The organism is Nocardia sp. NPDC051929 (assembly GCF_044548645.1).
GTDB classification, from domain to species: Bacteria; Actinomycetota; Actinomycetes; order Mycobacteriales; family Mycobacteriaceae; genus Nocardia; species Nocardia sichangensis.
Genome location: NZ_JBIUCG010000007.1, coordinates 194045 through 214076 on the forward strand (window position 1 = coordinate 194045; position 20032 = coordinate 214076).

The window sequence follows — 20032 nt, forward strand, 5'->3', positions numbered from 1 at the left end:
GAGCATCTCGGCCGCGAACCGGGCACACTTATGCCTGTGACGGTGCGAGTAGGGGCAGTGCATCTCGGCTGGGATGTGGTGTCCGTGGCGGCCGGTGGCGGTGGCGTTCCCATCCGCCCCGTGCAGGTGGAGGGCATGTGGACGCCGCCGGCCTATCTGCTGGCGGATTCGTCGGGCCGGTTGCACACGGCAGGCGTGGAACGCAACAGACCCGATCTCGGGATGGCGATCGCCGACGTGCGCGACATCCTCGGGCATCCGCAGATCGTGGTCGCCGGCGCGACATGGCCCGCGGAGTTGGTGTTCCGCGCGCGCCTGTACAACCCGCTCGCCGAGATCGGCAAGCACTTGCGCGGCAAACCGGATCTGGTGGCCTTGCCCTACCCGGACAGCTGGCCGGACGAGAAGATCGATGTCTACGCCTCGATGGTGGAACAGCTCGATGTCGTCGTGGAACCGCTGCCGGAGAGCGTCGCGCTGTCCGGCTACGTCCGCGCCCTCGGACTGGTGCACCCGCCGGACCGGTCCAGGCCGAACGGCGTCGGCGCGACGGGTGTGTACTCCGACGGCCGCGGCATGCTGGTGGTCGCGGTGCACGGCGACGACGAGCAGCCCACCGAGTCGGTCGACGTTCCGGTGGACGCGGAGGCCATGCGTGACGCCAGGTCGGCGGACGACGTCGTGATCGAGGTCATGGCGGCGGCCCGTTCGATCGGCGCGGACACCTCGACGGTCCTGCTGTCGGGCAACGTGCGCTTCAACGACGCGTTGCGCCTGGCCTTCCAGAACCATCTCGGACACCGCCTGCACGTGGCCGATCATCCGATGCACGCCCTCGTCCTCGGCGCGGCGCACCTGCTGGTGAGCGATCCGGAGGCGGACGAGCCGGAGCCCGCGGGCAGGCACACCGAACCCGCGCCCGCTCCGCAGCGCCCGGTGGACGCGCAGTACCCCCCGCAGCAGGCGGACGCGGGTCAGCGGTCGGCGCGGCCGGTGCCCGGTGTGCAGTACGGCCCGGGATACCCGACCCAACCCGAAGAGGCGACGACCAGGATCGGTCGCGACGAAGTGCCGCGTGGCCTGCCGCCGAATCTCGCCGAGCTGGGTAGCCGCTTCACCCGGCCGCCGAGCGCGCCGGACGAGCAGCAAGACGGCGGTCGTCCGCCCGGTGGGCCGGTGCCGCCCCTCGACCCGCGTCCGCCCTATCCGGGCGGGCCGGAGTCGTACCCCGGTCAGCAGCGCCAGGGGCCATGGCAGGACTCGGGCGCCGACTCCGACGACGAGGACCGGCACCCCAAGGGCAAGCTGTGGAACAAGATGAAGGGCAACTTGTTCGGGGCCAACACCGTCGTCGGGGCGGTGGCGCTGGCCGTGGTCGCGCTTCCCTCCGGGAATCATGGCGTGGAGCTGACCGCGCAGCCGGTCGTCCTCGACACGGCATCGGTCGTCGCGGAGGAAGGGGTCGATGGCGAGCCGGTCGGCTGTCCGACCGCGCCCGATGCGATCATCCAGCCCAAACCAGGGGTCACCGCCGCACGGGGCAACCAGCGGGAAGCGCGGGAACGGGCCGCCGAGTGCGGACGGCCCGATGTCGATACTCTGCGCTATCTGGTCCCCGGCCCGCCGGGCGCCATCGACCTGGGCCCGCCGATCGAGATCTGACGCGATTTCTTCCCGCGATACCCCACTGGTATCGTTGCTCGCTGGCGTGTGGAACGTCCGGCCGACTCCTGGTGATCGTCCGGATGTCCACCGAGTCCCGGGTCTCCACCGGCCGCCGGGAACACCTCGACCGCACGCTCGGCTGGCAACACCGACGACAGACAGGGAAGCACTGTGCCTACGTACAGCCCCAAGGCGGGTGACGTGACCCGTAAGTGGTACGTCATCGACGCCACTGACGTAGTGCTCGGCCGTCTCGCCGTCCAGGCAGCGAATCTGCTGCGTGGCAAGACGAAGCCGACCTACGCCCCGAACGTCGATGGTGGCGATTTCGTCATCATCATCAACGCCGACAAGGTCGCCATCAGCGGCAACAAGCGGCAGGACAAGCTGATCCACCACCACTCCGGGCACCCGGGCGGCCTCAAGTCGCGGACCGTCGGTCAGGTGTTGGAGAGCCGCCCCGATCGGCTCGTGGAGAAGGCCGTCAAGGGCATGATCCCGAAGAACAAGCTCGGCAACGCGATCGCGGGCAAGCTGAAGGTGTACGCGGGCCCGACGCACCCGCACGCCGCCCAGCAGCCCATTCCGTTCGAGATCAAGCAGGTGGCCCAGTGACCGCTCCCGAGGAATTCAACGAGGAATACGTCGAGGAATTCGACGCCGCCGAGGCTGTCGAGGACGGTGCGGGCTACGAGGACTCCGAGGCCTCGGCGTCCTACGCTCCGATCGTGATCGACCGCCCGGTGCAGACCGTCGGCCGCCGCAAGGAGGCCGTCGTGCGCGTGCGCCTGCTGCCCGGCTCCGGCAACTTCGTGCTCAACGGCCGCACCATCGAGGACTACTTCCCGAACAAGGTGCACCAGCAGCTGGTCAAGTCGCCGCTGGTGACCGTCGAGCGCACCGAGTCCTTCGACGTGCACGCCCGCCTGGTCGGCGGCGGCCCGTCCGGCCAGGCAGGCGCTCTGCGGCTGGCCATCGCCCGTGCGCTGATCGAGGTCACCCCGGAGGATCGTCCCGCCCTCAAGCGGGCCGGCTTCCTGACCCGTGACCCGCGCGCCACCGAGCGCAAGAAGTACGGTCTGAAGAAGGCGCGCAAGGCGCCGCAGTACTCGAAGCGCTGATTTCGGCAACGTCGGCCCACCGCATCCGGCACCCTCTCGGTGCCGGACGCGGTACGGTCGACGCGGCAGCTGTACGAGAGCAGGCTCCAGCGAACAGCTGGTCGCCTGCTCTCGCGCTGTATGAAGATGCGGCGTTAGCGGGGCCTTCGTGGTGCACGGGCCGGTGCCTCCCGGGCCGGCGCGCCCACGCCACAGATCACCAATGAGGGGCGAGGTATGGGACGGTTGTTCGGCACCGACGGAGTCCGCGGGCTTGCCAACGAGTCACTGAGTCCGGAGCTGGCGTTGCGCGTTTCCGGCGCGGCCGCGCAGATCCTGAGCCGGGGCAAGAAGCGCGCGCTCGCGGTGGTCGGGCGCGACCCGCGGGCCAGCGGGGAGATGCTCGAGGCCGCGGTGACCGCGGGGCTGACCGCGGCGGGAGTGGACGTGCTGTCGGTGGGGGTGCTGCCGACACCGGCCGTGGCCTACCTCACCGGTTTGTACGACGCCTGTCTGGGCGTGATGATCTCCGCCTCGCACAACCCGATGCCCGACAACGGGATCAAGATCTTCGCCGCGGGCGGGCACAAACTCGACGACGCGATCGAGGACCGGATCGAGGCGCTCATGGCCGCGGAGACGCAGTTCCGGCCGACCGGCGCGGGCATCGGCCGGGTCCGCAGCGCGGCGGGCGCGCGCGATCACGGGCTGGCCGTCCCAGATCAATACAGCCTCGCGGGCACCCACGAACGCTATGTGGAACATCTGGTGGAGGCGACGGGCCAGGACCTATCCGGGCTGACCGTCGTGGTCGACTGCGCGCACGGCGCCGCCGCGGAAGTCGGACCCGCCGCCTACCGTGAGGCCGGTGCGACGGTGATCGCCATCAACGCCGAGCCGGACGGGCTGAACATCAACGACGGCTGCGGCTCGACCCATCTCGAGCAGGTACGGGCCGCGGTGGTGGAGCACGGCGCCGATCTCGGTCTCGCGCACGACGGCGACGCCGACCGCTGCCTGGCCGTGGACGCCTACGGCAATGTGGTGGACGGGGACGCGATCCTCGCGATCCTGGCCCTCGCCATGCACGAGGCGGGCGAGCTGGCCGAAGACACTTTGGTCGCCACCGTGATGAGCAACCTCGGCCTGCACATCGCGATGCGGACGGCCGGAATCACCGTGCGCACCACCGCCGTCGGCGACCGTTATGTGCTCGAGGAGTTGCGGCGCGGCGGCTTCACGCTGGGCGGCGAGCAGTCGGGACATGTGGTGTTCCCGCGACACGGCACCACCGGCGACGGCATTCTCACCGGCCTGCGCTTGATGGCGCGGATGGCGCAGTCCCGGCGCAGCCTGGCCGACTTGGCGAGCGTGCTGAGCACCGTGCCGCAGATTCTGGTGAACGTGCCGGTCAATGACAAATCCGTGGTCGCGCGCGCACCCGAGATCCGCGAAGCCGTGCTGGAGGCGGAGCGGATACTCGGCGACTCCGGGCGCGTGCTGCTTCGACCCAGCGGCACGGAGGAATTGGTGCGGGTGATGGTGGAGGCCACCGACCCGGCGCAGGCGCGTCAGCTGGCGGACGATCTGGCGAAGCGGGTCGCAGGGGTATAGAGGGTTGAGGTCGTGCCGCGGCCGTGGGTCAGTGGGTTTCGGTGAGTACGCCCGCGTTCATGTGCCAGCGGCGGGTCGCGCGGACGGTGTCGAGCATGCGGCGGTCGTGAGTGACGAGCAGGAGTGTGCCGGTGAAGGACTCTACGGCCTGCTCCAGTTGTTCGATAGCGGGGAGGTCCAAGTGATTGGTCGGCTCGTCGAGCACGAGCAGGTTCACGCCCCGGGCTTGGAGCAGGGCGAGGGCGGCGCGGGTGCGTTCGCCGGGGGACAGCGTGTCGCACGGCCGCAGCACGTGTGGGCCACGCAGGCCGAATTTCGCCAGTAGCGTGCGCACTTCGGCCTCCGGCCAGTCCGGCAGTTCGCCGCCGAAAGTGGCGGCCAGGGCCGCGGTCCCGCGGAACAGCCCGCGCGCTTGGTCGACCTCGCCGACCTCGACGCCGGAGCCCAGGCTCGCCGTCCCGGTGTCGGGCTGGAGCTGTCCCAGCAACAGGGCGAGCAGCGTCGACTTCCCGGAGCCGTTCGCCCCGGTCAGCACGATGCGGTCGGCCCAGTCGACCTGGGTGGTGATCGGGCCGAGCGTGAAGTCGCCACGGGTGACGGCCGCCTGGGACAGGGTCGCCACCACCGAGCCGCTGCGCGGGGCCGCGGCGATGCTCATGCGCAGTTCCCATTCTTTGCGGGGTTCTTCCACCACCTCGAGCCGTTCGATGCGGCGCTGCGTCTGCCTGGCCTTGGCGGCCTGCTTCTCGGTGGACTCGGCCCGCATCTTGCGGCCCGCCTTGTCCGAGTCCACCTTCCTGGGATCACGCGCCTTGCGGCGGGCGGTGCGGACACCGTGTTCGAGCCAGTTGCGCTGCATCTGCGCGCGGGCCTCCAAGCCCGCCTTGGTGTCGGCGTAGTCCTCGTACGCCTCGCGCGCGTGCTGCCGGGCGATCTCGCGCTCCATCAGGTACGACTCGTAGCCGCCGTCGTACGACCCGACCTGTTGCTGCGCGAGATCCAGCTCGACGACGCGGTTCACCGTGCGCGCCAGGAACTCCCGGTCGTGGCTGATCACCATCAATGGGACCCGCACACCGGCGACGAACTGTTCCAGCCGGCTCAGGCCGTCCAGGTCCAGGTCGTTGGTCGGCTCGTCCAGCAGCAGGATGTCGAAGCGGGACAGCAGGACCGAGGCCAGCCCGGCCCGCGCGGCCTGACCGCCGGACAAACCGGTCATGGGTGTATCCAGGCCGCTGGACAGACTGTCCGCGAGGCCGAGATCCGCGGCGACCTCGTGGGCGCGCTGGTCCAGATCGGCCCCACCGAGGGCGAGCCAGCGTTCCAGCGCGGGGGAGTACTCGTCCGGCCCTCCGTCGGCGAGGCGCTCGGCCGCGGCGTCCATAACTCGCTGCGCCTCGGTGACTCCCGTTCGGCGACCGAGGAATTCGAAGACGGTCTCGCCTTCGACCCGTTGTGCCTCCTGGGCCAGATAACCGACTGTCGCGTCCGGGGGACTGAGCGTGATGCTGCCCGTCGGTGCGTGCCGGTCGGCGAGCATGCGCAGCAGCGTCGACTTGCCCGCGCCGTTCACACCGACCAGTCCGATCACGTCGCCCGGCGCGAGGGTCAGATCCAGGTCGGCGAACAGCGTGCGCTCGCCGTGACCGGCCGACAGGCCGCGGGCATGCAGAGTGGTGCTCACCAGCACGAGTCTGCCGTGCTCGGGGTCGGACCCTGAGGTCGACCCCGGGAGAAATCAGGGTCGGTATCGGCCGCCGGGCCGATGGCGGGGCCCGCGACGACGGGCACAGTGGAGGACGTAGCGATCACCGCACGAGAGGGAAGACCAATGACCGCCCCCACCCGCCGTTTCACCCGCTCCACCCACGACAAGTGGATCGCAGGCGTCTGCGGTGGCATCGCCGAGTATCTCGGCTGGAACGCCAACGTCGTCCGTCTGCTGTTCGTGGTGTCGTGCCTGCTGCCCGGCCCGCAGTTCGTCATCTACTTGGTGCTGTGGCTGTTGATGCCGAAGAAGTGAACTCGCGGGGCTGCGTCGAGCCCGCGCGGGTGACAGGATGGAACGATGCCGCTCGAGCGGCATCGCACCACCGGTACGAGTTCTGCTGAGGAGGGGTCATGATCACCTCGAGCGAATTCCCAGGTCTGGATATACCCGGTATCGACGCGTCTTCGTCGCTCGACGGCCTGGGCGCGATCGAATTGCACCACCCGACGCAGGGCATCGACGGCGACGGCTCGCTCGACACCGTCACTACCACGGGTGACGACGCGATGCAGGTCTGGACCGACTACGACCACGACGGCTTCGCCGACCACGTCACCGTGGTGGAGAAGGACGGCGACTACGCCGCATGGGAATTCCAGCGCCACCCCGACGGCACCTCCGAATGGGTCCGCACCGACCGAGGCAGAATCGGAAGCTGACCGAATCCGCGGGGGCGAAAATTCGAGGGAACCGAGTGTCGGCGTGTTGCGTCGAAGGAAGTAGGGCGGCATTCGGCGCGAACGCGATTCGCGTCGGCGCAACGACACTACGAGGACGGAGGGGAGTCGTGGGCGGGTCGGAAATGGTCGGTGTGCAGACGGGGGAACTCGGTGCGCTCGGCAGCGACTATCGCAGATCGGCGGACGTCGTCCGCGACCAGGCGAAGGGAGTCGCCGATCACCTGTTCGGCAGCGGTGACGAGGCGGGCCGGAATTACGCGCCGCAGGGGATCGCGGTGCATCAGGGCCTCGAACGGGTCGGTGCGTGGCTGCGGAACTGGAGTGAGGCCACCACCGCGACCGCCGACGCGCTCGGGGCCGCCGTGGTGGCCTACGCCGAAACCGACCAGCAGCGCGCTTCCGAGACGAACAAGACATGAGACCGCCGAATGACCCGTGCTCGCACCGGCGACGCCAGACATTCGAGGAGTCGGAATCATGACGGTTTCCTGGCAGGGCAAGGCGATCGACACCCTCTTGGACGAGGGCAGCGCGGGGTTGCAGTACTGGATCGAGTTCACGCCGCTGTACGAGGCGGCGTTCGGCGACAACGAGAGACGCGTCGGCGTCGGCAAGCTGCTGGCGATGTACGACGAGCAGCGCGGCACCCGGTTGGACAGACTGGAGCAGACGGGCGAGGCGCTGAAAGCCGCACTGTCGGAAGTGGATCGGCAATGGGACGCGCAGCAGGGCTACACCCGTCGGCTGCCCGGCCTGTGGCAGGGTACGGCGGCCGCCGCCGCGCTCGACATGCTCGGCAAACAGTCGGTCCTGGCCGACGAGGACCGGCAGCACGTCAAGACCGCCGTCACCGTGATCGCCGATATGGCGGGTTCGCTGCGGTCGGCGGTGGCCGCGAAGGCGTTCGCCACCCGAGAGTTGCTCGCGGGACCGGTGGGCGGCAGGAAGGTCGTCGAGATCGACGGTAAGACCCCGGCGGAGGTGAAGGTCATCGTCGACGTGCACAACGCGCGGGAATGGATCGACGCCGACCAAGTCCGCGAGCTGGGCCGCATCTTCCCCGCACTCGCCGTGCGGGAGGACAAGATCAACACAAGCGTGCTCGGCTTCATCAACTCCGACAGCGAGAACATGCTCACCGGCGCGTACGGCGACCGAGTGCGCAGCGTCACCGATGAGTGGCTGACCAAGACGTTCAAGCCGGACTTCGACCGCAAACTGTCGTCCTATATCGACGTCTGTACCGAGGTCGATCGACTGTTCAAAGACCAGTACAAGAACCTGGCCGATGCGCTGACGCAGGTGGCCGAGCATGGCTACCCGCGCCCGGAAGGTCCGTCGGAACCACAACCGGGGACACTGGTCGACCAGGACAAACCCGAGGTGACCAGTGCTCCCGGCCCGCCAGGCCTGCCCGCCGCCACGGTCCCGGCGAGCACGACACCGAGCACAGTCCCCGCGTCGACCACACCGACCACGCCGGACAACCCGTCCACGCCGAGTACCCCGTCCACGCCGAGTATTCCGTCCACGCCGAGTATTCCGACCACACCGAGTATCCCGACCGCCCCCGCGCCCAGGATGCCCGCACTGGACGGACTTGCCGCGCTCAGCCAAGTGGCGCGGGAATTCGCGCCGCTGGCAACCGGCCTCGGTCAAGCGGTGGAGCAGGGCGTGTCCGCGTTGAGCGGAATCATCAAAAGCGGAGTCGACGACGCGATCGAAAAGCTCGTGCACAGCATCGATCCGCAGAAGGCCGAAGCCGACGACCGGGACGACGAAGGTCGGGACCGAAAGCCGCGCGCTGAGGCGGAATTCGATATCGGAGGTAAGCATGTGCAGTTCGAGATGGGGCCGGACGGCCGGTTGAAACTCGTCCTCTCCGATACCACCGGTGCGGAGCAGGAGTTCACCGTCGAGCTGAACGAGCACGGCATACCGGTCATCTCGACGATCGAGCCGGACACCGACAACGCGCAGCCCCCGGCGCCTGAGCCTCTTACGCCGGAGTCTCGGAACGAGGAGTCTCCGGCACCGGAACCTCAGGAAGAAGAGAAAACGCCCGCTCCAGGTTCGGAACCGGACACCGAGGACGATCGGCCAGGGCTGCCGAGCGGAACCTTGCCGCGCACCCGGCGCGAAGAGGATGGCGAGCACTACCCGAAGCCGATGCCGGAGCAGGGCGAGCGGGAACCGGACGTTCCAGTGGACAGTGGCGCGGAACTCGCCGAAGCCGGGCCGCTGGACGCGGGGTTCGCCGAGGCGGGTCCACTGTGAGCCCGTCCGGGACGAGGTCGCACACCGCATGAGCGAGGAGGCGCAGCATGGTCGACTACGCCGAGGAAGCGAGGCAACTCGCCGCCGAGAACCAGCGCCGCATGTCGCTGTTGCTCGACGAGATCCAGGCGATCAACGAGCAGACCGCGGCGACCGGCCGGGAAATCGCCGACCGGCTGACCGCCGAGATGGACGAGTTCTGGGTGACGCACGCCGCCGACCTGGACAAGGCTGCCGCCGAGGCGGAGGAGCGGCAGCGACTGCAAGAGGAAGCACAAGAGCAGCGCGCGGCCATCGCACGGTCGATGGCCGCCCGCCGAGCCAATCACACGGTGACGCCGGTCGATGAAGAGGACGAGGAGGCCAAGTTCTACCAACGCAAGAGCTGGCTGATCTGACCGACGCTCCGCGGGGCGGTCGGTCGGCTACCGCCGCAGCAGCGCGGCGAGCTGGCCGACCTTCAGCTTCGGCGGCTCCTTCTCCTGCGGCGCCGCGGGGTCGACGACGGTGGTGTGCGGGATGACCTCGTCGGGATCAGTGAATGCGCGATAGGTCTTGTCGCCCGCCAGCGTGGCGAGCAGGTAACCGGCCAGCAGGGCGCGCGTGGTGCGGGAGGTCTTCGATTCGTGCTTGCCCGCACCCACGGCGGCGAGGACGCGCCGCCCCTCGATGATGCCGTTGTGCGAGGCCTTGTCGATGGCGCGCAAGGTCGCCGGGCCGCCCCAGGCGGTGGCCAGTGGGATGGCGTTCGAGCTGACCGAGGTGATGTCGGTCGCGCCGGCCAGGATCAACGCCGGAACGTCCAGCTCCGGGGCGACGGCTTCGGCGGCTGGCGCCGTCGGCGCGGGGAACAACGCCGCGACCGTGGCGACGTCGCGGCGGCCTGCGGCGATGACCGCGGCGCCCGCTCCCATGCCGTGCCCGGCCAGAGCCAGGCGCTCCGGATGCACGCTGATCTCGCCGTCCCCGAGCCGCACACCGGTGCAGATGTCGAGCGTGGTGAGCAAATCGGCGGCCAACCCCAGATGTGACGGAATCGGTCCGCGCTCGGTGTCGGGCGCGGCGGCCACTATTCCCCAGGAAGCGAGGTGTTCGAGCAGCGTGCGGTAGTGGTTCGCCCCGGTCAACCAGCCATGTCCGAAGGCGACGGCAGGTAGGTTCCGCCCGGTCTCGGGCGTGAACACCACCCCCGGCTGGCCGGCGATGGCCAGATTGCCACGCAACACGCGGTGTGGTCCCCGGCTGGTCAGGGTGCTCAATAGCGATTTCACAGACGCCGACACGACGTGAACGTTATCCGATAAGTAGTGTGGTGAGCCATGTGCGGAATCGTGGGGTACGTCGGGTACCGAGACGCGCTCGGCGTCGTCGTTGACGCGTTGCGCCGCATGGAATATCGCGGATACGACTCCGCGGGTGTGGCGATCCTGGATGGCGCGGGCACGCTGGCGGTGGAACGCAAGGCGGGCCGCCTGGCCAACCTGGAGGCCCAGCTCGCCGAAACCGGGATCGATCGCTTCGTGGGCACCACGGGCATCGGGCACACCCGCTGGGCCACGCACGGCGCGCCGACCGACCGCAACGCACACCCGCATCGGGACCACACCGGCAAGGTCGCCGTCGTACACAACGGCATCATCGAGAACTTCGCCCCGCTGCGCCGCGAACTGGAGGACGCCGGGGTCGAGCTGAACAGCGACACCGACACCGAGGTCGCGGTGCACCTGGTGGCCCGCGCGTACGCCCATGGCCCGACCGCAGGCGACTTCGCGGCCAGCGCGCTGTCCGTCCTGCGCCGTCTGGAGGGCGCGTTCACGCTGGTCTTCACCCATGCCGACCATCCGGACACGATCGTGGCGGCGCGCCGCTCCACCCCGCTGGTGGTGGGCGTGGGCAAGGGCGAGATGTTCATCGCCTCGGATGTCACGGCGTTCATCGAGCACACCCGCGAGGCGGTCGAGCTCGGTCAGGACCAAGCCGTGGTGATCACCCTGGACAGCTACCGGGTCACCGACTTCGCCGGCGAGGACGCGAGTTCGCGCACCCGCCCGTTCACGATCGACTGGGACCTGGCCGCCGCCGAGAAGGGCGGCCACGACTACTTCATGCTCAAGGAGATCGAGGAGCAGCCCGCCGCGGTCGCGGACACCTTGATGGGGCATTTCAGCACCGACCACGACGGCGCGGGCCGGATCGTGCTGGACGAGCAGCGCCTCGCCGACCAGGAACTGCGCGATTTCGACAAGGTTTTCGTCGTGGCGTGCGGCAGCGCCTATCACTCCGGCCTGCTGGCGAAGTACGCCATCGAGCACTGGACGCGGCTGCCCGTCGAGGTGGAGCTGGCCAGCGAGTTCCGCTACCGCGATCCGGTGCTGGACCGCTCCACGCTGGTGGTGGCGATCTCCCAGTCCGGCGAGACCGCCGACACGCTGGAGGCGGTGCGGCACGCGAAGGAACAGAAGGCGCGCGTCCTCGCGATCTGCAACACCAACGGCGCGCAGATCCCTCGCGAGTCCGACGCGGTGCTCTACACCAGGGCCGGGCCGGAGATCGGCGTCGCCTCCACCAAGGCGTTCCTGGCCCAGGTGACGGCGAATTACCTGGTCGGGCTCGCCTTGGCGCAGGCGCGCGGCACCAAGTACCCGGACGAGGTGGCCCGCGAATTCACCGAACTCGAGGCGATGCCGAAGCTGGTGGAGCGCGTGCTCGAGACCGCGCCGCAGGTGCGGGCCATCGCGCGGGAGCTGGCGCAGGTGCCGACCGTGTTGTTCCTGGGCAGGCACGTCGGTTACCCGGTGGCCTTGGAGGGCGCGCTCAAGCTCAAGGAACTGGCCTACATGCACGCCGAGGGGTTCGCGGCAGGTGAGCTCAAGCATGGTCCGATCGCCCTGATCGAGGACGGCCTGCCGGTGATCGTGGTGATGCCCTCGCCGAAGGGGCGCGCGGTGTTGCACTCGAAGCTGCTGAGCAACATCCGGGAGATCCAGGCTCGCGGCGCGCGCACCATCGTGATCGCGGAGGAGGGCGACGACACGGTGCGTCCGTTCGCCGACGACCTCATCGAGATCCCGAGCGCACCGACGCTGTTCCAGCCGCTGTTGTCGACGGTCCCGTTGCAGATCTTCGCCGCCGAGGTGGCGCAGGCGCGCGGCTACGACGTCGACAAGCCGCGCAACCTGGCCAAATCCGTCACCGTGGAATAGTTCGGCGGCCGCGCACTTCGCAGTGCGCGGCCGCTGTTCCGCCGGGACGACCGGCGGCTATGCCGGCACGGTAGCCAGGGGCTCCGCCGGGACGGTGGGTGTCCCGCGACGCTCGAGCTGCCCGGACAGGATCGCGAGCAGTAGCGCCACCAGCACCAGACCGACGCCGACCCAGTTGGGTGCGGTGTAGCCGTAGCCTGCGGCGATCACCACGCCACCGAGCCAGGCCGACACCGCGTTGCCGAGGTTGAACGCGCCGATGTTCACCGCCGACGCGAGGGTCGGTGCGCCCGCGGCCTGGTCGAGGACGCGCTTCTGCAACGGCGGCACGGTTGCGAAGCCCAGAGCGCCGATCAACACCACCGTGACGGCGGCGGCTATCTTGTCGTGCGCTGTGACGGTGAACAGCGCGAGAACGAGCGCGAGCCCGCCGAGTGTGAGATACAGCATCGGCATCAGATGGCGGTCGGCGAACTTGCCGCCGATCAGATTGCCCGCGAAGAAGCCGAGGCCGAAGAGGACCAGCAGCCAGGTGACCGAACTCTCCGCATAGCCGGTGACCTCAGTCATCATCGGCGCGAGATAGGTGATCGCGGCGAAGACCCCGCCGAAGCCGAGCACCGTCATCGCCATCGCCAGCAGCACCTGGGGATTGCGGAACACCGCCAGTTCGGTGCGCAGCGCGGCGTTCGCCGCGGCGGGCTGTTCCGGGACCAGCGCCGCGACGCCGAGCAGGCCGATCAACCCGACCAGTGCGACGAACACGAAGGTCAGCCGCCAGCCGAAGTGCTGGCCGAGCAGCGTCCCCAGCGGTACGCCGACCACCGTGGCGACGGTGAGCCCGGTGAACATGATCGCGATCGCACCGGCGCGCCGATCGGCGCTGACCAGGGTTCCGGCGACGACCGCTCCGATCCCGAAGAACGCGCCATGGGCCAGCGACGCGACGATCCGTCCGGTCAGCATCAGCGCGAAGGTCGGTGCCGCGGCGGACAGGAGGTTGCCGACGACGAGCAGCGTCAGCATGCCGAGCAGCATCCGTTTGCGCGACAGCCGGGTACCCAGCCCGGTCATCAGCGGCGCACCCGCCACGACGCCGAGCGCGTAGCCGGTGACCAGCAGGCCCGCGGTGGGGATGGACACCGAGTAGCTGCTCGCGATGTCTGGTAGCAGTCCGACGACGACGAATTCCGTCGTCCCGATTCCGAATGCCCCGAGGGTCAGGGCGAGGAGTGCGAGGGGCATGAACGAAGCCTCCACGTGACGTTTGCTTCAAACTATTACAGGCGTAAACAATAATTGCATACGCTCTTTAATTGCAAGCGCGGGCTATTGTGATCCCTGGCTATCCTGGAGACACGAACCCCGACGCCGAAGGAACGCCGATGACCGCGGATGCTGCCCTGACCGGCCTCGCCGATGGTTGGTACGCACTCTCGCTACTGCACGACCGGATCGAGGCGCACATCGAGCGGGCCCTGCAATCCGGGCACGACCTGAGCGTTCGCGAGTACTCCCTGCTGGTCGTGCTGAGCCGCCAGCACGACGGGCCGGGCGGGCACCTGCGGATGAACCAGGTGGCCGAGGCCGTGGTGCTGAGCCAGAGCGCGACCACCCGACTGGTTTCCCGGCTGGAAGATCGCGGCCTGCTCCAGCGTTACCTCTGCCCCGACGACCGTCGCGGCATCTACACCGATGTCACCCCGGCGGGCTTGGACCTGCTGGAACAGGCGCGGCCCACGCACGACGCCGCCCTGGCCGGAGCACTCGGGCAGGCGGCCGCCAACCCCGAACTCGCTCCGCTCGTGGCCGCGGTCGAAGCACTGAACACTCACGGCGCACGGCACCGCGACTACCGTCCGGTGTGAGTGCGGGACGGCTCGGCGATCAATGAGTGCGGAGTCGAGGTCCGGGCTTTTCTCCGGGATGCTTCGTCGGAGGTTTTCGCGGTTTCTCGGCTGGACCTCGCCGAGGCCACGTCCGGAGCGCTTCGCCGGTGGAATGCCCCCGGTAAGCCCGAAGGGTCCGTACCCTGCGGTTTACTGCACGGTGACCGAGCCGCGCATCTCCGGGTGCAGCGAGCAGAGATAGCGGTAGGTGCCCGGCGCGGTGAAGGTGTAGCTCCACTCGCCTTTGTCGAAGATCGGGCTGTTGATGCCCATGGCCTTGTCGCCGATGCCCTGCACGGTGTGCGGGACCTTGTCGTCGAATTTCCAGGTGACCGTGTCGCCGACCGCGACGGTGACCTCGGCGGGGGAGAATTTCATGTCATGCGCCACGACGGTGGCTGCGGCGGGCTTGCGGTCACCGGTCTGCTGTGCGGTGGTGGTCGGCCGAGCCGGTTTCCTCGTCGTGGTGGCGGCCGAACCGGATTCGTCGCCGCCGCAACCGGACAGTAGGAGCGCGCACGCCAAGGCGACTCCCGTGACGACGCGGACGATCCCGATGCGGCGGACGCTTGGCATGATGGCCAAGCGTAGTAGGCCACACCGACGGAGGGAGCGGCGATGTCCACGCAGCGGGGCTATTTCACGGTGGACGAAGTGCGCGCGGCGGAGGCCGAGCTGTTCACCCGGGTGCCGGACGGCGTGCCCATGCGCCGGGCGGCGCACGGCCTGGCCACGGTGGTGGCGGGCGAACTCAGGGAGCGTACCGGCGGTATCGCGGGGCGGGCGGTGACCCTGCTGGTCGGTTCCGGGGACAACGGCGGCGACGCGCTCTGGGCGGGAGCGCGGCTGCGCCGCCGCGGTGTCGCGGTCACCGCGGTGTTGCTCAGCCCGGAGCGGGCGCACGCCGGAGGACTCGCGGCGCTGCGCGGATCGGGCGGTCGAGTCGCCGACGACGTGGGCCGCCCGGATCTGGTGATCGACGGCATCGTCGGCATCTCCGGTCGCGGGGCGTTGCGGCCGCGTGCCGCCGAAATCGTTGCGGCGCTGGAGGCTCCGGTCGTCGCGGCAGACCTGCCCAGCGGCGTCGACCCGGGCACCGGCGCGATCGAAGGCCCGGCGGTTCGCGCGGACGTCACGGTCGCGTTCGGCGCGTACAAGCCGGTGCATGCGCTCGCCGCGCCGCAGTGCGGGCGAATCGAATTGGTGCCCATCGGTTTACGTCTCCCGGAGCCGGGTCTCCTCGCGCTGGAGCCCGCGGCGATCGGGGCCGCGTGGCCGGTCCCCGGCCCGGCCGACGACAAGTACACGCAGGGTGTGACGGGCGTATGCGCGGGTAGCGCCACGTATCCGGGCGCCGCGGTGCTGTGCGCGGGCGCCGCCGTCGCGGCGACATCGGGCATGGTGCGGTATGCCGGGACTGCGGCGGCCGAGGTGCTGAACCACTTCCCCGAAGTGATCGCCGCCGAGGAGGTCGCCGCGACCGGTCGCGTCCAGGCCTGGGTCTTCGGTCCCGGCGCGGGCACCGACTCCGCCGCCAGGCAACGCCTGCGTGAGATCCTGGCCACCGACCTCCCGGTGGTGATCGACGCGGACGGCCTGACCATGCTGGCCGCGGAGCCGGACTTGGTGCGCGGTCGTGCGGCCCCGACCGTTCTGACTCCGCACGCGGGCGAGTTCGCCCGCCTCACCGGCCACGAGGTCGGTCCCGACCGGGTGGCGGCGGTCCGCGACTTCGCCGCTTCCTGGCAGGTCACGGTGCTGCTGAAGGGTCGCGCCACGCTCGTCGCCGCCCCGGGCGGTCCCGTGCTGGTCAACGAGGCGGGCGGTTCCTGGGCGGCGACCGCGGGCGCGGGCGACGTGCTCTCCGGCATCATCGGGGCGCTGCTCGCGGCGGGGCGGGAACCCGCATGGTCGGCCGCGGCGGCCGCGCGCGTGCACGCGCTGTCCGCGAACCTCGCCGCACATGACGCCGCCCCGGCGGGAACTCCGATCTCGGCGAGCGTGCTGGCAGCTCACGTCCGCCCCGCGATCGGCGTCCTCCGTGGCCTGGCACACCCCTTCTGACTGTTTCCTCCCGCCACGGTGATGGAACCGGTACGAGCCGATGGCCGCATTCAGCCGGACCGACGGGTTCCGGCGGGCGCAAAGCTGAGGCGCTGAGTGCCGGGTGCCGATGGCGTCGACGTATCGATGCTGGTCGTGGCGCTCGACACACCGGCCCGAGCGCCACGGAAACCGATTGGAACCAGAATCGAGCGCGCCAATAGACTCGACCGGAATCAACGCAACGACTGATCTCGAGAGCATATGGGTAACTCGTCGGGCACGCCCGAAATCCAGGCGGCATCAAATGCAGGACCTGAACGTGAATCCTGCGCGTCCGACTGGGACGGCCCGGATACGCGGAGAGGCGGCACAGCGCAAGTGGAAACGGTCATCGACCTGGACGCCATCGCCCACAACGTGCGGATCCTGCGGGAGCACGCGGGTGGCGCCGCGGTGATGGCGGTGGTGAAGGCCGACGGCTACAACCACGGCGCGGTCGAGGTGGGCCGGGCCGCTCTGGCGGCGGGCGCGGCGGAACTGGGTGTCACGACGGTGGGCGAGGCCGTGCAGTTGCGTGCGGCCGGGATCACCGCGCCCATCCTGTGCTGGTTGCACAGCACGGACACCGACTTCGCGCCTGCGGTGGCCGCCGACGTCGAGATCGGGATCTCTTCGGCGGCTCATCTGCGAGCGGTCGAGGCCGCGGCGCGCGAACTGGGCCGTCCGGCGACGGTCACCCTGAAGGTGGACACCGGCCTGAACCGCAACGGCGTGTCGCCGGACGCGTACCCGGAAGTCCTGACGGCGCTGCGCGCTCTGGTCGACGAGGGTGTGGTGCGGTTTCGCGCGATCTTCTCCCACCTCGCGCACGCCGACGAACCCGAGCATCCCAACAACGACGCGCAACGCGCCCGGTTCCTGGAGGCCATCGCCACGGCCAAGGAGCACGGCCTGGAACCGGAGCTGGTGCACATCGCCAACTCCGCCGCTACCCTGACCCGCCCTGACCTGGCCTTCGACTTGGTCCGGCCGGGCATCGCCATGTACGGCCTGTCCCCGATACCGGACGACGATTTCGGCCTGCGGCCCGCGATGACGTTCCAGGCAGAGGTCGCCCTGGTCAAACGAGTGGCCGCGGGCGAAGGCGTTTCCTATGGGCACCAGTGGATCGCGCCGCGCGACACCACCGTCGCGCTGATCCCGGCCGGTTACGCCGACGGCGTTTTCCGCCCCCTGAGCGGACGTTTCGATGTCTGGCTCGGCGGGGCGCCGCGCAGGAACGTGGGGCGGGTGTGCATGGACCAGTTCGTCGTCGACCTCGGAGACAACGCGGCGGGCGTTCAGGAAGGCGACACCGCGATTCTCTTCGGTGCGCGACCGCACGCCCAGGAGTGGGCGGACCTGCTCGACACCATCCACTACGAAGTGGTGTGTTCACCGCGCGGCCGGGTTACCCGGCGCTATGTCGGTGGCGTTCGATGAGCCGCTTCCGGGTGACCCCGCTGCGCGGCGGGCTGGCCACGGCTGGATTCGTCGGTGCGCTGGCAGGCGCCCACGCCTTGCGTCGCGCCGGTGCGCGGGTGTTGTGGCCCGCGCGGGGCGACGACTACCGCGACGAGAATTTCGCGCTGATCGATGCCGACCGCGCGGGGACGGTGCTCGCCGACGACGGCGTGCCGTTGGCCACGCGGATCTGCGGCCCCGACGACGCACCGGTGACGGTGATCTTCGTGCACGGCTTCTGCAACAGCATGGCTTCCTTCCACTTTCAGCGTCGTGACCTGGAAAAGCGCTACGGCGCAGGACTTCGCATGGTGCTGTTCGATCTGCGCGGACACGGCCGTTCCGGTGTGCCGAGCGCCGCGAGTTGTACCGTCGCACAGCTCGGGAGCGACCTCGCCGCCGTGCTGAACGCCACCGCACCGGCCGGGCCGGTGGTGCTGGTCGGGCATTCGCTGGGCGGGATGGCGATCCTGGCCGCGGCCGCGCGATTCCCGGAATTGTTCGCGGCCAGAGTGATCGGGATCGCACTGCTGTCGACCGCGGCCGCCGAGGTCACCGCGGCGGGAATCGGGCAACTGTTGCGCAATCCTGCGATCGACGGGTTCCGGGTGGCCGTGTACACCGCGCCCGCGCTGGTGCAGGCGGGCCGCGTCACCGCTCGGCGGGTGATCACGCCGATCCTGCACGTCAGCTCGTTCCACGGACCGGTGAGCCCGACGCTGTCGCGCTTCACGACGCTGATGATCGACCAGACGCCCGTGGCGACCGTAGTGAAGTTCCTGCAGGCCATCGAGCTGCACGACGAGTCGGCGGCGTTGCCCGCGCTGGCGGGCACACCGATCCTGATACTCGGCGGCGGGCACGATCTGGTGATCCCGTTCCGGAATTCGCGTGCGCTCGCCGCCGCTCTGCCGGGCAGCGAACTCATCCGGTTGGAAGGCGCGGCGCACATGCCGCATCTGCAATACCCGGACATAGTCAACGCCGCGCTGGATCGCTTGCTGGTGCGCGCGGGCGTGGTCGACCCGGCGCCGGGGGAGGCCTCGGAGGTGGCCCGTGGCTGATCCGGGGCATCGAGTGCTGCCCACCGTCGCCGACACCGAGGCGCTGGGCCGGGAACTGGCCACCGATCTGCGTGCCGGGGATCTCGTGGTGCTGGACGGTCCGCTCGGCGCGGGCAAGACCGCACTGACCCGCGGCATCGCCGAAGGTCTTGGCGTGCAGGGGCGGGTCAGTTCGCCGACGTTCATCATCGCCCGCCAGCACCGCGCGGGGCAGCGCGCAGGCGGCCCGTCGGTGCCCATGGTGCACGTGGACGCCTACCGGCTCGGCGGCGACCTGGACGAGCTGGACGCGCTGGACCTGGACACCGATCTGCATCAGGCGGTCGTCGTGGTGGAGTGGGGCCGCGGCGTAGTGGAGCACCTCGCGGATCGGCATCTGCGTGTGGTGCTGTCGCGGGCGCCGGACTCGGATGTGCGCACCGCCAGCTGGGAATGGGTCAATTAGCTACCGGGTAGCTCTGCGTCGGCCTCACCTACCACCCGGTATCGTTGGCCCAATCATGCTTGTACTAGCCGTCGACACCGCGACACCCGCCGTCACAGCGGGACTGGTGGACTTGGAGCAGGGCGCCGACGCGGCGAATCCCGTCCGGGTACGCACCGTCGCATCCCGGGTGCGGGTCGACCCCCGCGCCCATGCCGAGGTACTCACTCCGCAGATCCTCGAATGCCTCACCGAGGCAGGTCGTTCCAGGACCGAGATCGACGCGATCGTGGTCGGGGTCGGTCCGGGTCCGTTCACTGGCCTGCGCGTCGGCATGGCCACCGCGGCCGCGTTCGGCGACGCGCTCGGGATCCCGGTGTACGGCGCGTGCAGCCTCGACGCGATCGCAGCCGACGCCGCTGTCGACCCCGCGGTGCCGCCCCCCGTCGAGCTCCCGCCCGAAGCCGAACTGCTCGTGGTGACCGATGCCCGGCGGCGCGAGGTGTATTGGGCGCGGTACCGGGAGGGCGCGCGCGTGGCCGGACCCGAGGTGTGCAAGCCCTCCGACTTGGACGCGGGCGAGGCCACGGCGATCGCCGGATCCGCTTCGCACGTCGACTTCTTCGATCTGCCCGTGCTCCCCGCCGAGACGCCCTCGCCCGCCGGGTTGGTCCGCGTCGTCGCCGCCGAGGTGCTGTCTCGCAGCGTGCCGGAGCCGCTGGTTCCGCTGTACTTGCGCAGGCCGGACGCGGTCGAGAACGCCTACCGCCGACTCGACCGGACGGGGGCGTGAAGC

Annotated in this window: 20 protein-coding genes; 16 read left to right on the forward strand and 4 right to left on the reverse strand. The window is 69.7% G+C overall.

Going from position 1 to position 20032, the window contains the following annotated elements:
* Positions 1-30 precede the first annotated feature (30 nt).
* The 4 genes from ACIHAX_RS11360 to glmM all read left to right on the forward strand — a co-directional run bounded on the left by ACIHAX_RS11360 (position 31) and on the right by glmM (position 4379).
* Positions 31-1662, forward strand: a complete 1632-nt coding sequence (locus ACIHAX_RS11360) for a hypothetical protein (RefSeq protein ID WP_364430938.1) — start codon at positions 31-33, stop codon at positions 1660-1662.
* A gap of 174 nt (positions 1663-1836) precedes the next feature.
* On the forward strand, positions 1837-2280 hold the full coding sequence (rplM, locus tag ACIHAX_RS11365; RefSeq protein WP_067803768.1) for a 50S ribosomal protein L13: 444 nt from the start codon (positions 1837-1839) through the stop codon (positions 2278-2280).
* Entirely contained in the window at positions 2277-2786 is a 510-nt protein-coding gene (gene rpsI / locus ACIHAX_RS11370) for a 30S ribosomal protein S9 (RefSeq protein WP_195080437.1), read from the forward strand. Before rplM ends, rpsI begins: the two co-directional genes overlap by 4 nt.
* Positions 2787-3002: 216 nt before the next feature.
* Positions 3003-4379: a phosphoglucosamine mutase gene (gene glmM, locus ACIHAX_RS11375; RefSeq protein ID WP_364430942.1), complete on the forward strand. Its 1377-nt coding sequence runs from the start codon at positions 3003-3005 to the stop codon at positions 4377-4379.
* A gap of 28 nt (positions 4380-4407) precedes the next feature.
* Here glmM and ACIHAX_RS11380 read toward each other — a convergent pair whose 3' ends face one another.
* A complete protein-coding gene (locus ACIHAX_RS11380) occupies positions 4408-6063 on the reverse strand; it encodes an ABC-F family ATP-binding cassette domain-containing protein (RefSeq protein ID WP_364430945.1) in 1656 nt (551 codons plus the stop codon).
* Between the two features lie 147 nt (positions 6064-6210).
* On the opposite strand from ACIHAX_RS11380, the gene ACIHAX_RS11385 reads away from it, so the two are divergent.
* The 5 genes from ACIHAX_RS11385 to ACIHAX_RS11405 all read left to right on the forward strand — a co-directional run bounded on the left by ACIHAX_RS11385 (position 6211) and on the right by ACIHAX_RS11405 (position 9505).
* The gene (locus tag ACIHAX_RS11385; protein ID WP_039795694.1) at positions 6211-6402 is read left to right on the forward strand and encodes a PspC domain-containing protein; all 192 of its coding nucleotides are present in this window, start codon (positions 6211-6213) and stop codon (positions 6400-6402) included.
* Positions 6403-6500: 98 nt separating this feature from the next.
* Positions 6501-6809, forward strand: a complete 309-nt coding sequence (locus tag ACIHAX_RS11390; RefSeq protein WP_355076267.1) for a DUF6802 family protein — start codon at positions 6501-6503, stop codon at positions 6807-6809.
* A gap of 128 nt (positions 6810-6937) precedes the next feature.
* A complete protein-coding gene (locus ACIHAX_RS11395; protein ID WP_397277142.1) occupies positions 6938-7249 on the forward strand; it encodes a hypothetical protein in 312 nt (103 codons plus the stop codon).
* Between the two features lie 58 nt (positions 7250-7307).
* Positions 7308-9107, forward strand: coding sequence for a hypothetical protein (locus tag ACIHAX_RS11400; protein ID WP_397277144.1), 1800 nt, complete (start codon positions 7308-7310; stop codon positions 9105-9107).
* Between the two features lie 47 nt (positions 9108-9154).
* On the forward strand, positions 9155-9505 hold the full coding sequence (locus tag ACIHAX_RS11405) for a hypothetical protein (protein ID WP_355076272.1): 351 nt from the start codon (positions 9155-9157) through the stop codon (positions 9503-9505).
* Between the two features lie 27 nt (positions 9506-9532).
* Here the strand turns inward: ACIHAX_RS11405 and ACIHAX_RS11410 are convergent, their stop codons facing one another.
* Positions 9533-10390 (reverse strand): hypothetical protein, encoded by an 858-nt coding sequence (locus ACIHAX_RS11410; protein WP_355076274.1) that lies wholly within the window; start codon positions 10388-10390, stop codon positions 9533-9535.
* A 36-nt stretch (positions 10391-10426) separates the two neighbouring features.
* Here ACIHAX_RS11410 and glmS point away from each other — a divergent pair, with 36 nt between their 5' ends.
* Positions 10427-12310 carry a glutamine--fructose-6-phosphate transaminase (isomerizing) gene (gene glmS / locus ACIHAX_RS11415; RefSeq protein ID WP_356964722.1) on the forward strand — a complete coding sequence of 628 codons (1884 nt, stop codon included), beginning with the start codon at positions 10427-10429 and terminating at the stop codon, positions 12308-12310.
* 57 nt (positions 12311-12367) lie between these two features.
* On the opposite strand, the gene ACIHAX_RS11420 is transcribed toward glmS, so the two are convergent.
* Complete coding sequence (locus tag ACIHAX_RS11420; RefSeq protein ID WP_355076278.1) at positions 12368-13555, reverse strand: MFS transporter; 1188 nt, start codon at positions 13553-13555, stop codon at positions 12368-12370.
* Between the two features lie 140 nt (positions 13556-13695).
* Between ACIHAX_RS11420 and ACIHAX_RS11425 the strand changes: the two genes are divergently transcribed.
* Positions 13696-14178 carry a MarR family transcriptional regulator gene (locus ACIHAX_RS11425; protein ID WP_355076279.1) on the forward strand — a complete coding sequence of 161 codons (483 nt, stop codon included), beginning with the start codon at positions 13696-13698 and terminating at the stop codon, positions 14176-14178.
* 171 nt (positions 14179-14349) lie between these two features.
* On the opposite strand, the gene ACIHAX_RS11430 is transcribed toward ACIHAX_RS11425, so the two are convergent.
* Positions 14350-14775: a cupredoxin family copper-binding protein gene (locus ACIHAX_RS11430; protein WP_355076281.1), complete on the reverse strand. Its 426-nt coding sequence runs from the start codon at positions 14773-14775 to the stop codon at positions 14350-14352.
* Positions 14776-14817: 42 nt separating this feature from the next.
* Between ACIHAX_RS11430 and ACIHAX_RS11435 the strand changes: the two genes are divergently transcribed.
* The 5 genes from ACIHAX_RS11435 (at position 14818) to tsaB (ending at position 20029) form a co-directional block, all read left to right on the forward strand.
* Positions 14818-16263, forward strand: a complete 1446-nt coding sequence (locus tag ACIHAX_RS11435; protein WP_397277148.1) for an NAD(P)H-hydrate dehydratase — start codon at positions 14818-14820, stop codon at positions 16261-16263.
* 243 nt (positions 16264-16506) lie between these two features.
* Entirely contained in the window at positions 16507-17727 is a 1221-nt protein-coding gene (gene alr, locus ACIHAX_RS11440) for an alanine racemase (protein ID WP_397277150.1), read from the forward strand.
* The gene (locus ACIHAX_RS11445) at positions 17724-18812 is read left to right on the forward strand and encodes an alpha/beta fold hydrolase (RefSeq protein ID WP_397277152.1); all 1089 of its coding nucleotides are present in this window, start codon (positions 17724-17726) and stop codon (positions 18810-18812) included. Before alr ends, ACIHAX_RS11445 begins: the two co-directional genes overlap by 4 nt.
* Positions 18805-19257, forward strand: coding sequence for a tRNA (adenosine(37)-N6)-threonylcarbamoyltransferase complex ATPase subunit type 1 TsaE (gene tsaE / locus ACIHAX_RS11450; protein WP_355076288.1), 453 nt, complete (start codon positions 18805-18807; stop codon positions 19255-19257). The genes ACIHAX_RS11445 and tsaE overlap by 8 nt, the downstream gene beginning before the upstream one ends.
* 55 nt (positions 19258-19312) lie before the next feature.
* On the forward strand, positions 19313-20029 hold the full coding sequence (tsaB, locus tag ACIHAX_RS11455) for a tRNA (adenosine(37)-N6)-threonylcarbamoyltransferase complex dimerization subunit type 1 TsaB (RefSeq protein WP_356964715.1): 717 nt from the start codon (positions 19313-19315) through the stop codon (positions 20027-20029).
* Positions 20030-20032 lie beyond the last annotated feature (3 nt).

Excerpts from the sequence above, each read along its gene's own strand:
- ACIHAX_RS11360 (WP_364430938.1), top strand. The coding sequence starts at position 31 with ATGCCTGTGACGGTGCGAGTAGGGGCAGTGCATCTCGGCTGGGATGTG.
- glmM (WP_364430942.1), top strand. The coding sequence starts at position 3,003 with ATGGGACGGTTGTTCGGCACCGACGGAGTCCGCGGGCTTGCCAACGAG.
- ACIHAX_RS11385 (WP_039795694.1), top strand. The coding sequence starts at position 6,211 with ATGACCGCCCCCACCCGCCGTTTCACCCGCTCCACCCACGACAAGTGG.
- ACIHAX_RS11390 (WP_355076267.1), top strand. The coding sequence starts at position 6,501 with ATGATCACCTCGAGCGAATTCCCAGGTCTGGATATACCCGGTATCGAC.
- ACIHAX_RS11400 (WP_397277144.1), top strand. The coding sequence starts at position 7,308 with ATGACGGTTTCCTGGCAGGGCAAGGCGATCGACACCCTCTTGGACGAG.
- ACIHAX_RS11405 (WP_355076272.1), top strand. The coding sequence starts at position 9,155 with ATGGTCGACTACGCCGAGGAAGCGAGGCAACTCGCCGCCGAGAACCAG.
- glmS (WP_356964722.1), top strand. The coding sequence starts at position 10,427 with ATGTGCGGAATCGTGGGGTACGTCGGGTACCGAGACGCGCTCGGCGTC.
- ACIHAX_RS11420 (WP_355076278.1), bottom strand. The coding sequence starts at position 13,555 with ATGCCCCTCGCACTCCTCGCCCTGACCCTCGGGGCATTCGGAATCGGG.
- ACIHAX_RS11425 (WP_355076279.1), top strand. The coding sequence starts at position 13,696 with ATGACCGCGGATGCTGCCCTGACCGGCCTCGCCGATGGTTGGTACGCA.
- ACIHAX_RS11430 (WP_355076281.1), bottom strand. The coding sequence starts at position 14,775 with ATGCCAAGCGTCCGCCGCATCGGGATCGTCCGCGTCGTCACGGGAGTC.
- ACIHAX_RS11435 (WP_397277148.1), top strand. The coding sequence starts at position 14,818 with ATGTCCACGCAGCGGGGCTATTTCACGGTGGACGAAGTGCGCGCGGCG.
- alr (WP_397277150.1), top strand. The coding sequence starts at position 16,507 with ATGGGTAACTCGTCGGGCACGCCCGAAATCCAGGCGGCATCAAATGCA.
- ACIHAX_RS11445 (WP_397277152.1), top strand. The coding sequence starts at position 17,724 with ATGAGCCGCTTCCGGGTGACCCCGCTGCGCGGCGGGCTGGCCACGGCT.
- tsaB (WP_356964715.1), top strand. The coding sequence starts at position 19,313 with ATGCTTGTACTAGCCGTCGACACCGCGACACCCGCCGTCACAGCGGGA.